Raw genomic sequence first — 12564 nt, 5'->3', positions numbered from 1 at the left:
GCTACTCACCTACCTGTTCCAGTTTTGCAATTCTTGCTTTTAAATCTTCGATTTCTTCTATTTGATTGAGAAATACGGCGGCTAATTCGAGTAATAAATGGCTATTCATAAAATGGTCCTGAGCATGGACCGCCAGCAGACTTGGAGGATTGGCTTTGCCACTCAGTTCAGACTGGATAAGGCTGGTCTGTAAGTTGTGAGCCTCCACGCTAAGTTTTCTCGCTTGTTCCAACTCAGCATTTGCTTCTTCCTTCTGACCTGACTGAGCCAACTCCAAACTCTGCATGACTTGCGCAGTCACTTTACTACTCTTGATAATCAGTCGCATCAGCTCTTGGTTTGAGCCTTTGTCTTGTCCTGCCATAGGCCTAGTCCATCAATACTTCAGCCTGACGAAGCACTTCTTCGCCTCTCATCAACTCGAAATCTTCATCACTAATGACTGCGACCGGCACCTGTAGGCTTGCTTTAGCCTTTTCTTCTAAATAGGCTAATTGCGGACTGAGCAATAAGACATCGATATTCTTCAAGTTATTCATACCGGTAATCCCAATGGAATAAAAAGAATAATCCAATTGGTCACGATGAATAACTTCATTGATTCGCTCTACTAGCATGCTGGTTGTTAAGCCACCCACACAGGCTAGAATAATTGTCTTGGTCATCTAAGCTACTCTCTTTCTATTGGGTAGGCTGCGTGCCTAGAAAGAGGCACGCCCACCCAAAATCTTTATTTATGAATTGGCCCTAATAATTGGCAAGCACGGTAGTCGGCTGATTCCAAATCTTCTGTGCCAAACAGTGACCAGTTCTTCGGACGGAAGATGTCTTCCTCTGGCACATTGTGCATATTGACTGGGATACGCAGCATAGAAGCCAGCGTAATCAAATCCGCTCCAATATGGCCATAGGTAATGGCACCGTGGTTTGCTCCCCAGTTGTTCATAACATCATAGACAGACTTGAAGGCACCTTTTCCTGTCAAACGCGGTGCAAACCAAGTAGTTGGCCAGCCCGGATCTGTCCGATTATCCAAGGTATGATGCACTTCCTCTGGCAATTCCAAAGTATAACCTTCAGCGATTTGCAAGACCGGACCTACGCCTTTCAGGATATTCAAGCGCACCATGGTCACAGGCATATGACCCTTGGTCAAGAATCGAGTAGAGAAGCCACCACCACGGAAGTATTCGCGATTGGCTGGTGGGAAGTCTGTGTTTTCAAGCATCGCATCTACTTCGCTCTGTTCCAATTCCCAGAATGGCTTGATGACTGGCTTGCCATCTCGACTGGCTTGCCCCGTTCCATCCAGGGTACAAGAACCAGAGTTAATCAAGTGCAAGAAGCCATCAGCTGCCTGGCCTTCTAACTTGTGTCCTGTCACACGTTCTACCGCTTCTGGACTCCAATAAGTCCGGACATCTGCGAAGATTTGCGGTGTATTTGTCAAGAGATAGTTAAAGAGCATAGACACACCGTTGAGCGAGTCATTTTCTGTCGCAAAGACATAAGGCTTACGGATACCATTCCAATCAAACTGAGTATTGAGGAAGGTTTCCATGAAGTCCCCGTTCGGGAAGTGGTCAGTCCATTGACGCTGACCTTGGAAGCCAGCAACTAAGGCATGATGCCCAACAGCTTCTTCCTCAAAGCCAAGCTCAGCCAAGCGAGGATTGCCTTGCATGAGGTCCCGGCCAATCATGAACATCTTGACTACAAATTCCCATTGTTTTGCTTTTTCTTCAGGAGAAAGAACCAAGTCTTCCCGGTTGCGATCCACACCCTCTTTGATGTGCTCTTTGACCCAAACCATGGCCCGTTCAAATTCTTCGTGGTCATAAATGCCTCGGTCAATCCGACGAGTAAACTCCGTCATATCAACTGATTCATTGCGCATACCCAAGTATTCTTGGAAAAAGTCTGGATTGACAATGGAGCCACCGATTCCCATAGAGACGCTGCCCATGGACAAGTAAGCTGTGTCCCGCATCAGTCCTGTTGCCAAAGCAGCCCGGCTATAACGCAGAATTTTCTCTTTTACATCTTCTGGAATTTCAGTGTCGCTAGCTTCCTGTACATCCCTGCCATAAATACCAAAAGCCGGAATACCTTTTTGGGCATGTGAAGCCAATACTGCAGCGAGATAAACAGCTCCTGGCCGTTCAGTGCCATTGAAGCCCCAGATCGCATGCGGAATATCTGGTGACATATCCATGGTTTCACTACCATAGCACCAGCATGGTGTCACTGTGATAGTCGCGCAGACATTTGATTTTTTGAATAATTCATGTGATGCGGCTGCTTCAGGGACACGACCGATGGTAGATGGCGAAATAACACATTCAACAGGCTCACCGTCAGGATATTTCAAAGTTGAGCTAATCAAGTCAGCCACACTTTTAGCCATATTCATGGTTTGTACTTCTAGTGATTCCCGAACACCTTGGCGACGTCCGTCAATGGTTGGACGAATTCCAATACGTGGATGTTGAGTCATAATCATTTCCTCCAATGTTTCTTATTCTTTGATGCTTCCGTCACCATTATATTTACGATAACCAGGGTGACGGCCTGTGACTTTATAATTGGCCCGCATTGCAAACAAGCGTTCCAAGGTTGGACGAGAAATTTCTTCCTCCTCAACTCCCTTAGTAGAAAGCAACATGCGTCCGTGGAAGGTGGTCTTAGCAACCAACTCCAAGGTTTCCATCCGATAGTAAGCTGTAATTACATCGCTTCCTACAGTCAAGGCACCATGATTTTCAAGCAACATGACATCATGTTCTGGCAAGTACGGGGTGATGGCATCTGGCACTTCCATGGTAGATGGCACACCAAAGGGAGTGATAGGAATTGCCCCTACTACAATGGCACTCTCAATCAAGGAATAGGTATCAAGCGGAATATGAGCCAGCGCAAAGCCTGTTGCAATTGGCGGATGCGCGTGTACGACAGCATTTACATCCTCCCGTTCTTCATAGCAGCGAATGTGCATCTTGATTTCACTTGATGGACGATAGCCGTCCTGAGCCTCAATAATCTCCCCTTTTAGATTGAGCTTGACGAGTTTTTCAGGCGTGATAAAGCTCTTACTGATACCTGTTGGCGTTGCAATAATGGTATCTTGGTCTAGACGGACTGAGACATTGCCGTCATTAGCGGCGACCCAGCCTAATTGCCACATCTTGTGGCATACATCACATATTTGTTCGCGGATTATTTCTTCTTGATGATCCATAATCTCACTCCTTTCTGGATTCATCATAGTATTTTTGGTAAGCGCATTCAATACCTATACCTCTAATTGATAAATAGCCAACTTTTATATAACAATATAGTCAAAACTGTTCATAATCGTTCAATCTAATGGTTACTATATTGATTTTTTTTCGTTTATTGTGTTATAATGTGACCATAAATGTTCAGCTTTGTTCATCGGTGGAGGTCACTATGGTTTCTTTGGAACGAATGAGTCGAATTATAGACATTCTCAGCAAGCGAAAGATTATTGCAACCGCCCAACTTGAAGAACTTTTGTACTGTTCTACATCAACACTTCGACGGGACTTGATTGAGCTAGAAAAAGAGGGGAAAATCATCCGCTCTCATGGTGAAGTCATGCTGATTACGGCCAACAATGTAGAATATGTGTATTCTGCTCGCGCCCGTGAAGAAGAAAAAAGCAAGCAGCAAATTGCTGAAATTGCTTCAACTTTTATCACTCATAACCAGTCTATCTTCATTGACAGCTCTACGACTGCAGCCATGCTCATTCCGCATTTGGCACCTTTCCAGAACCTACGTGTAATAACCAATGGTATTGAAGCAGCTCGCCAGCTAAATAATTTTGAAAATGTCACCCTCTTCTTATCTGGTGGACATATTGGCTGCGGGACCAATTCCGCTCTGGGCGATTTTGCTGCCAACTTTATCAACAATTTCCATACAGACTTACTGTTTTTTAGCTGCCGCGGATTGGATCGCTACGCCGCCTACGAAGCCAATCACAATCAGGCACATATCAAGCGGGAAATGATAGCGAATAGTGACAAGGCAATTCTATTGGCCGACCACTCTAAGTTTAACACTAGTCATTATTTCAAACTTTCCAACTACTCTAGCCTGGATTGCATTATCACCGACCAGCCACCAGTTGAATCCTTCCAAAATGCTGTCGGCAGCCAGTGCGAAATCCTCTGGTAAGCAACTTTCTTTAAACACAAACTAGACCGAGATAGGCTTATCTCGGTCTAGTTTTTTACTATCTACTCATCCCTCCATTATCAAGCTAAAGGATAACAGCATTCTATCAAAAATAAAAATCTGGACACAATCCAGATTTTAAATCATATACTCTACACTATAGCTGGCATCCGATAGAATGCGGGACAGAAACTGTTGGGTCCGCTCTTCCTTTGGACTGCTGAAGAATTCCTGAGGAGGATTTTCTTCGACGATATGACCGCCGTCCATAAAGATGACATGGTTAGCCACATCGCGGGCAAAGCTCATCTCGTGGGTCACAACGACCATGGTTACTCCCTCCTGAGCCAGCTGTTTCATGACACTGAGAACTTCACCAACCAATTCCGGATCTAGAGCCGAAGTTGGTTCATCCAGCAGGATGACATCTGGTTTGACAGCAATGGCACGGGCAATCCCAATCCTCTGCTGCTGGCCGCCTGATAGCTGAGAAGGATAATAGTCCTTGTAGGCCAAGAGTCCCACGCGCTTCAAGGACTCTTCCGCAATCTTAAGCGCTTCTTCCCTCGGTATCTTACGAGCTATCACTAAGCCTTCTAAGATATTTTCAAGGGCTGTTTTATTGGCAAAGAGATTATAATGTTGGAAGACAAAGGCTGTCTTTCTACGAATTTCCAAAATCTCTTTTTTGCTGAGTTTAGCCAAATCATAGTCCTTACCAGACAAAGTCAGCTGGCCGCCATCCGCTTTTTCTAAGTGATTCAGACAGCGTAGAAATGTTGTTTTCCCAGAGCCTGAGGGTCCCAGAATAACCACAACATCACCTTGATTGACCTTGAGACTGACATCTGCCAGCACCTGGTGCTCTCCAAATCGTTTGGAGATATGTTTTACTTCTAACATAATCTTTCCTTCCTAAGCAAGAGCGGAGCGCTTTTCCAAGCCCCTAAAAATCCACTGAATCAAGCCGCAAATAATGAGATAAATAACAAAAATCACCAGATAAGACTCTGAATACTGGTAAGAATGGGAGGCTTCTATCTTAGCCAGGGCTGTGATATCCTTGACCGTCATGACAAATACCAGCGAGGTTCCCTTGACTAGATTGATAACCAGATTGGCCAGATTGGGCAGGGCAGAGCGCAGAGCCTGAGGAAAAACAATTCTCCGATAGGCTTGAAAATTCGTTAAACCAATCGCTTGAGCCGCCTCCAACTGCCCTTTATCCACTGTCAAAATGGCAGAGCGCAGGATTTCCGACAAACTGCCTGTCGTCATCAGGCTATAGATGATGAAAGCATAGTAAAGCGGATTGAACTTAAAGACATCTACCTGACTGCCCAGACTTTTGAATATTTGATTCAGTAAGCTAGGAAAAAGACTGTAGAAAAAGAGAATGAGCAAAATAGGAGGCGTCGCCCGAATGAAGGCCAGATAAACCACCGAAAAGGTCCGCACACCTCTAACTTTATAAATCTGTCCCAGAGCTAAAAACAGAGCCGGAATAAAGCTGAGCAGAATAGCCACCACCATAATGATTAAGGTTACCGGTATGCCTTTCAAAGTAACCAGAAAGGTATTTACAATATAATTCAAATCCATGCTTCACCTCTCCTTGACTGTCAGACTTTTTTCCAGAAGCTGGGAAGCCAGTGAAACCACTAGAGCAATCCCCCAGTAAATCAAGGCCACCGCTGTATAGGTTTCTAGGGAATAATTTCCCAGATTACGGCTGATGAGATTTTGCCCTGCTCCCATGACATCAACTGCTCCAATCGTATAAGCCAGAGCAGCATCCCGCATGAGATTAAGAAGGGCAGTCGTGAGATTGGGCAGGGCGATGCGAAAAGCCTGTGGCAAGACGATGCGCAGAAAAGTCTGTACCGGTGTCAAGCCAATACTGAGACCTGCCTCGGTCTGTCCCTTGGGAACAGCAAGATAAGCTGCCTTGAAGACTTCCGCAATCATGGCCGCAAAGAGTAGAATCATGGTGATGATGACAAAAACAGTCCGCGACCAATTATTGATATCCAGCCCCAGCCACCATTCTAAAAACTCTGGAATACCATAAAAAACCAAGAAAAGTAAGACAATAGGCGGTGTACATCTAAGAATAAATATATATCCTCTAGCCAGACCAGCAAAAGACTGCTCCTCAGCAATCTGAGCCCAGGCCAACAGACCACCCAGCAAGGAGGCAATCAAAGCTGTCACAAACATAATCCATAAAGTGGTCGGCAGAGCCTGCAGCAGACTAGGCAGCAGGCCAAAGACACGGGATAAGTCATACGAGACCATAATTTTCTTCTCCTTCGACAGTGATTAGATAGAATAAGCTTCTCTTGGACAGGCACTTTCAGCTTGGAGCAGACTTGCTCTCGTCTAGCTACCTTCTTTGAAAATCACTTCAAACAGTATCAAGGTCAGCTCGGAACTCTCCAGTTCTGCATTCAGCTAGTTTCTCAGTCAATCTTTTGATTTTCCATAATCAGCAGGCAGCAGCCACTAATCCTTGTCCACATAAGAGAAGACATCTTCTCCGAAATACTTCTCTGATAGTTTAGCCAGAGTTCCGTCTTTTTCCAGTTCCTTAATTGCCTTTTCGTATGCCTTGGCAAATTCTTCATTCTTTTCGTTTTTATGAAGCAGTGGATAGGTCGGAATCCCCTTGTAAGGGAACCAAGTCAGTTGATCCGCATACTGATGGTAAGAACCTTCCTTGTCCGTCACAGCTTTTTCAAACGACAGCTTGATGTCAAAGAAGGCATCGTAGCGCCCTTCCAGAACCCAAGCATAAGCGTCAGCTACCTTGAAGGACTCTGCTGCAGTCAAATCGATAGGAGCACCGCTATGCTTTTGGTTATACTCTTCGATAACGGCCCATTGAGCATTCTGCGGAGAGATCGGTACCAGCTTGCCCTTTTCCTTGGCAAAATCATCAATAGTTTTGTATTTTTCAGCTTCTTCCTTGCGGATAGTGAAACCGATAATGCTAGCCCCGATTGGGCTTTCTGGAATGATGAACTTCTTCGCCCGCTCTTCGGTGTACCATGCTCCCTTGGTTCCAATATCATATTTTCCAGATTCCAGACCGACTAAGAGATCCTCATCACTAGTGCCAGTATATTCAAACTGATAGTCTGGCAGCTTTTCATCAATAGCCTTGAGAACAGCAACCTCATAGCCATCTGATTCTCCCCTTTCATCTACAAAGTCATAAGGAACATAGTTCTGTGTATGTGCCACTTTCAAAGTCGTGACCTTGCCACTGCCTGATGCAGAGCTGCTCGCCTTGCTAGATGAAGCACCTGTCAAGGTCCGCCCCAAATAAGTCGCCGCTACAATAGCAATCACTGCTGCTCCACCAATAATCCATTTTTTCTTGCTCATTCTTTCGTCTCCTTCTTATGTTAAGCTTGCTGCTTGGCGAATCCACTGAATCCGCTCTGCCTTAATATCGCTTGGAATAGTACAGTCAGCCCCGATAATCAAAGCGTCCTTGCCAGCCTCTGCTATCAGCCGCTTGGTCTCGTCTTGAATAGCCGCTTGACTGCCCGTGTAGAGCAGGCCGTTCTTACCATTTTCAAAGCCACCCAGGACAGTCCGACCGCCAAACAATTTCCGGCCCTCCGCTAGGCTGATGCCTTCTGGCCCCACTGCCCAATTGATGACTTGAGCTGGATAGTCAATGAAAAGATGAACATCGTTTCGCGCGCCTTCGTAACCGCAAATGTGCAAGATATTCACTCCACCAGCCGCGTTGGCTGCTTCCAGCACTGCCAATTCACTAGGAGCAATAAAAGCCTTATAGTCTTCAGCTGACACCCGCGCATCCTGAATGCTCTGAACGCTAAGGTAGATTCCATCCGCACCAGCTTCCTTGATAATCCGCTCCGTCAGAGCCGCAATATCTTTAGCAATCACATCCAGAACCCGCTTCGTGAGCACTGCATCCTCTGCTAGGAAATCTGCAATGATATCATCTCCTCCGGCAACCTTGCCGACCAACCATTTGAAATAGGTCACTGGCGCAAAAATATTGTAAATAGCGACCAAGTCCTCTGTAAAGCCAACCCTAATCTTCTGAACCAGCTCCACCTGCTCACTAATCCAAGGGTGGTCAGCACCTAGCGGCTCAATGTCTGCCAACTCCTTGATAGATTGGACTTTTTTCAAGCGCTCGTTGGGATAAGCAAAATAACCATCACTCATCAGTTTGATAAAGTCTGGCTCGACTTCTGCCAGAAAAGCTTGATGACCTGCCAAATTTTTCTCAATAATGGCCTGATTTCCAAAACCAGCCAGCCACTCATCCTCGCTGGTAAAATGATGCCAGAAACCAACTGGCACTCGGTCAACGGGCTCTCCTCTGAAAGCCCTCAGTACTAATTCTCTTTTTGAAGTCATCTTCTCTCCTTTTTAAATCGTTCCTATCTAGCCAATGACTTGCTTTTAGCTTTCTCATTGTGTTAATCTAAAATTTTAGCAAAAATTCTAATCCGACAAGAGCAGGGCAGCAATATCATTGGGCTGCATCAAGCCAGTTGACTGCTCTGGCAGTTTCTTGATCACCTGCAAATCATCTTCTTTTTTTTCTGAAGAATGGTGAGCATAAATCTGACTGATGCTCAGAAATGTTCCTATTATCAAGAATATCAGAGCAAGAACTGCAAGCCTTTTTTGATACCGCTTCATCTATCTTCCTCCTTTAAAGAGTTGAAAAATGCTCTTTAGGACTTTGGCAATTCCATCAGAACTGACTAGTTGCCTGGCGGATCCAGTCCAATCTTTCTATTTCAAAATCATCTGGTACAGTACAGTCAGCCCCTAGAATCACTCCCTGACTGCCAGTTTCAGCCAGCAACTGCTTGGTCTCATTCTCTAATTCTGCACGACTGCCCGTATTTAGAAGAGCTGCTCTGCCATTTTCAAAGCCGCCCAGGACAGCCTGACCGCCAAAGAGCTTACGCCCTTCCGCTAAGCTGATCCCCTCATGGTGAGTTGCCCAGTTAAACACTTGAACTGGGTAATCCTTGAACAGTTCTAAATCATTGCTGGCCCCTTCAAAGCCGCAGATATGGAGAATATTCTGACCGCCAGCCGCATTGGCCGCTTCCAGAACCTTAACCGTACTAGGCTCAATATAACGACAATAACTGGCCGCATCTACCCGGCCGTCTTGGATTTGCTGTGTACTGAGATAAATCCCCTCAGTGCCCGCTTCCTCAATGATGCGCCTAGTCAAAATAGCAATATCACCAGCAATGACATCTAAAATATGTCCTGTCAGCTCAGAATCCTCTGCCAGAAAATCTGCAATTTCTCTATCTCCTCGTGACCCTTCCCGGCGGAACCAGCGCTTGAGATAGGAGACCGGCGCAAAGATATTGTAGAAGGAAGCGAGGTCCTCCGGATAGCTTGCCTTTACAGCCTTAACCATCTCAATCTGCTGCTCAATCCAAGGATGATGCTCTCCAATAGACTGGATAGCTGCCAAGTCCCGAATAGATTCAATATGATCCGAATAAAGCGCGCTAGGATACTTAAAGAAGCCATCGCTCATAATCTTGACAAAGTCTGGCCGTGCAGCTCGAACATAAGCAGCATGCCCCTCAACACTTTTATTGAAAATCACTGGATTGTCCAGGCCCAACATCTTTTCCTCTTGGCTTACAAAGTGAAACCAAAAACCAACAGGCACTCGGTCAACTTCTTCACCCCGAAAAGCTCTCAGCACTAATTCTTTCTTGCTGGCCATCTCTTCCTCCTTCTTTGAATTTGTAATATATCTTACCATCCTCTCCTTCTCCTGGGAAATATATTTTCCCTATCAGCTTGATTAAAAATATTTATCAAAGCAAAATAAAAAAGCTAGACTAAGCTAGCTTTTTCAAGGCTTTTCAGACTCTGCTGAATAACCTTATTTGCTGTACCCTTTTTAGATAAGGACCATATATATTTTCTATGGATGAGATAGGTAATTTTTATAGGCAATGGCCCTCTGTGCTTATTCTACAGTGACAGACTTAGCCAGATTACGCGGTTTGTCAACATCCAGACCACGGTGCAAGGTTGCAAAGTAAGCAATGAGCTGTGTCGGTACCACCATAGAGATTGGTGACAGGTATGAATGAACCTGATTGAGTACGATATCGTCACCTTCTTTAGCTACATTCTCTTCAGCAATAGTCAGCACCTTGGCACCCCGAGCTACGACTTCTGAAATATTGCCTCGTGTATGACTAGCCAAGACTTCGTCTGAAAGCAGGGCCAAAACTGGTGTTCCGTCTTCAATCAGAGAAATTGTACCGTGTTTGAGCTCACCAGCTGCAAAACCTTCACACTGGATATAAGAAATTTCTTTGAGTTTTAAGCTAGCTTCCATCGCCACATAGTAGTCTTGACCACGGCCGATATAGAAAGCATTGCGGGTTGTTTCCAGAAGGCCACGAACCTTATTGTCAATCAACTCCTTTTCTGACAAAGTGGACTCAATAGACTGCGCAACTAAGGACAGCTCGTGAACCAAGTCAAAGGCTGCCGCTTTCTCAGAAGCATTGGCATCTCCAACAGCTTTAGCCAAGAAAGCCAAGGTTGCAATTTGAGCTGTATAGGCCTTAGTAGAAGCAACCGCAATCTCAGGACCTGCATGCAGCAGCATGGTATGATTGGCTTCCCGAGAAAGTGTAGAACCCGGAACATTGGTCACGGTCAAACTTGGAATACCCATCTGATTCGCCTTGACTAAGACCTGACGGCTGTCAGCTGTTTCACCAGATTGGCTGATAAAGATGAAGAGAGGCTTCTTGCTAAGGAGCGGCATAGCATAGCCCCACTCAGAAGCAATGCCCAGCTCAACAGGTGTATCTGTCAGCTCTTCCAGCATACGCTTAGAAGCATAGCCAGCATGATAAGAAGTTCCAGCTGCAAGGATATAGAGACGATCAGCTTCCTGGACAGCTTTGACAATATCTGCATCTACTGATACTTGCCCCTTATCATCTGTATAAGCGCTGATTAGCTTACGCATCACAGTTGGCTGCTCATCGATTTCCTTGAGCATATAGTATGGATAAGTTCCCTTACCGATATCGGACAAGTCAAGCTCAGCTGTATAGCTTTCACGCTCCAGAGTATTCCCATCATAATCCTGCACTTCCACACTGTCTTTACGGACAATAACCAGCTCTTGGTCATGAATTTCCATAAACTGATTCGTCTCACGAATCATGGCCATGGCATCTGAACAGACCATATTGTAGCCTTCACCCAGTCCGACTAGAAGTGGAGATTTATTTTTAGCAACATAGATAACATCTGCATCTTCTGAGTCCACCAAAGCAAAGGCATAAGAACCACGGATAATGTGGAGAGCTTTTTTAAAGGCTTCTAAAAGAGACAAGCCTTCTTCTTCAGCGAATTTGCCAATCAGATGCACAGCAATCTCTGTATCAGTCTGACCCTTGAAGTCATGATTAGCTAGATAAGTATTTTTGATATCAAGGTAGTTCTCAATCACACCGTTGTGAACCAAGACAAAACGGCCTGTCTGTGAAGTATGAGGATGGGCATTGTTTTCACTTGGTTTTCCATGAGTAGCCCAACGAGTATGTCCGATACCAGCAGTCCCAGCAACATCAATGCCAATTTTAGCATGTAGGTCAGCGATACGACCGACTGACTTGACCAGACTAGAAGTTTTCCCTGTTGTTACAAAAATTCCAGCTGAGTCATAACCTCGGTATTCCAGCTTTTCCAAGCCCTGCATCAAGATATCAGTTGCATTGCGATTTCCGACAACTCCGACAATTCCACACATAACGTTACTTCTGATTTCTAGCCTTAGAAACCAGCCCTTCTTATTAAAAATTGGTATAGTCTTCTTAGAGCCCAAAAACTCCAACAAAGCTAGTATACACACAGTTTTTTGGTTTGTCAAGTGTAAAATTGGTATAGTTTTCTTTAAGAAAAGTATGCTTAGCTTCTCTTACCGCAAAACAGCCCCTTGAAGCATTTAGAAAAATGGACAGATATAGTAAAAATGACTTTCTATATGACTAAAAATTTGGAAAATAGAAGTACAACATACCACAGCCCTGTCTTTGATGATTCTCACAAAGCAAGGTACAGAAAAAGAGACTCAAATGAGCCTCTTTCTTTTACCATTGAATTATTTAGCGATTTTCGCGAAGTATTCAAGAGTACGTACAAGTTGCGCAGTGTATGACATTTCGTTGTCGTACCATGATACAACTTTAACCAATTGTTTGCCGTCAACATCAAGAACTTTAGTTTGAGTTGCGTCGAACAATGAACCGTAAGACATACCTACGATATCTGAAGATACGATTGGATCTTCTG

13 protein-coding genes and 1 pseudogene are annotated in these 12564 nt (G+C 44.9%); 1 reads left to right on the top strand and 13 read right to left on the bottom strand.

Annotated elements, in window-relative coordinates; translation table 11 throughout:
* Window position 1 precedes the first annotated feature (1 nt).
* The 4 genes from RWS24_RS06120 to RWS24_RS06105 all read right to left on the bottom strand — a co-directional run bounded on the left by RWS24_RS06120 (window position 2) and on the right by RWS24_RS06105 (window position 3238).
* Complete coding sequence (locus RWS24_RS06120) at window positions 2-364, bottom strand: PTS lactose/cellobiose transporter subunit IIA (protein ID WP_314366128.1); 363 nt, start codon at window positions 362-364, stop codon at window positions 2-4.
* Window positions 365-368: 4 nt separating this feature from the next.
* A complete protein-coding gene (locus tag RWS24_RS06115) occupies window positions 369-665 on the bottom strand; it encodes a PTS sugar transporter subunit IIB (RefSeq protein WP_002916544.1) in 297 nt (98 codons plus the stop codon).
* A gap of 65 nt (window positions 666-730) precedes the next feature.
* On the bottom strand, window positions 731-2497 hold the full coding sequence (locus tag RWS24_RS06110; protein WP_314366127.1) for an L-fucose isomerase: 1767 nt from the start codon (window positions 2495-2497) through the stop codon (window positions 731-733).
* Window positions 2498-2518: 21 nt separating this feature from the next.
* Window positions 2519-3238, bottom strand: coding sequence for a class II aldolase/adducin family protein (locus RWS24_RS06105; protein WP_032906171.1), 720 nt, complete (start codon window positions 3236-3238; stop codon window positions 2519-2521).
* A 212-nt stretch (window positions 3239-3450) separates the two neighbouring features.
* Between RWS24_RS06105 and RWS24_RS06100 the strand changes: the two genes are divergently transcribed.
* Entirely contained in the window at window positions 3451-4203 is a 753-nt protein-coding gene (locus tag RWS24_RS06100; protein WP_314366126.1) for a DeoR/GlpR family DNA-binding transcription regulator, read from the top strand.
* 138 nt (window positions 4204-4341) lie between these two features.
* Here RWS24_RS06100 and RWS24_RS06095 read toward each other — a convergent pair whose 3' ends face one another.
* The 9 genes and pseudogenes from RWS24_RS06095 to RWS24_RS06055 all read right to left on the bottom strand — a co-directional run.
* Complete coding sequence (locus tag RWS24_RS06095) at window positions 4342-5106, bottom strand: amino acid ABC transporter ATP-binding protein (protein WP_314366125.1); 765 nt, start codon at window positions 5104-5106, stop codon at window positions 4342-4344.
* A 12-nt stretch (window positions 5107-5118) separates the two neighbouring features.
* Window positions 5119-5805 carry an amino acid ABC transporter permease gene (locus tag RWS24_RS06090; RefSeq protein ID WP_314366124.1) on the bottom strand — a complete coding sequence of 229 codons (687 nt, stop codon included), beginning with the start codon at window positions 5803-5805 and terminating at the stop codon, window positions 5119-5121.
* A gap of 3 nt (window positions 5806-5808) precedes the next feature.
* A complete protein-coding gene (locus tag RWS24_RS06085; RefSeq protein WP_314366123.1) occupies window positions 5809-6501 on the bottom strand; it encodes an amino acid ABC transporter permease in 693 nt (230 codons plus the stop codon).
* A gap of 207 nt (window positions 6502-6708) precedes the next feature.
* Complete coding sequence (locus tag RWS24_RS06080) at window positions 6709-7593, bottom strand: transporter substrate-binding domain-containing protein (RefSeq protein ID WP_314366122.1); 885 nt, start codon at window positions 7591-7593, stop codon at window positions 6709-6711.
* 15 nt (window positions 7594-7608) lie between these two features.
* Window positions 7609-8610 carry a uroporphyrinogen decarboxylase family protein gene (locus tag RWS24_RS06075; protein WP_314366121.1) on the bottom strand — a complete coding sequence of 334 codons (1002 nt, stop codon included), beginning with the start codon at window positions 8608-8610 and terminating at the stop codon, window positions 7609-7611.
* Window positions 8611-8697: 87 nt separating this feature from the next.
* Window positions 8698-8898 carry a hypothetical protein gene (locus tag RWS24_RS06070; RefSeq protein WP_314366120.1) on the bottom strand — a complete coding sequence of 67 codons (201 nt, stop codon included), beginning with the start codon at window positions 8896-8898 and terminating at the stop codon, window positions 8698-8700.
* A gap of 55 nt (window positions 8899-8953) precedes the next feature.
* Window positions 8954-10000: a uroporphyrinogen decarboxylase family protein gene (locus RWS24_RS06065; RefSeq protein WP_314366119.1), complete on the bottom strand. Its 1047-nt coding sequence runs from the start codon at window positions 9998-10000 to the stop codon at window positions 8954-8956.
* 210 nt (window positions 10001-10210) lie between these two features.
* A complete protein-coding gene (glmS, locus tag RWS24_RS06060; RefSeq protein ID WP_314366118.1) occupies window positions 10211-12022 on the bottom strand; it encodes a glutamine--fructose-6-phosphate transaminase (isomerizing) in 1812 nt (603 codons plus the stop codon).
* 351 nt (window positions 12023-12373) lie between these two features.
* A pseudogene (locus tag RWS24_RS06055) lies at window positions 12374-12564 on the bottom strand (type I glyceraldehyde-3-phosphate dehydrogenase); the annotation flags it as partial.

Source organism: uncultured Streptococcus sp. (assembly GCF_963528215.1).
GTDB lineage: Bacteria > Bacillota > Bacilli > Lactobacillales > Streptococcaceae > Streptococcus.
This window is presented reverse-complemented; position numbering and strand designations above follow the sequence as displayed.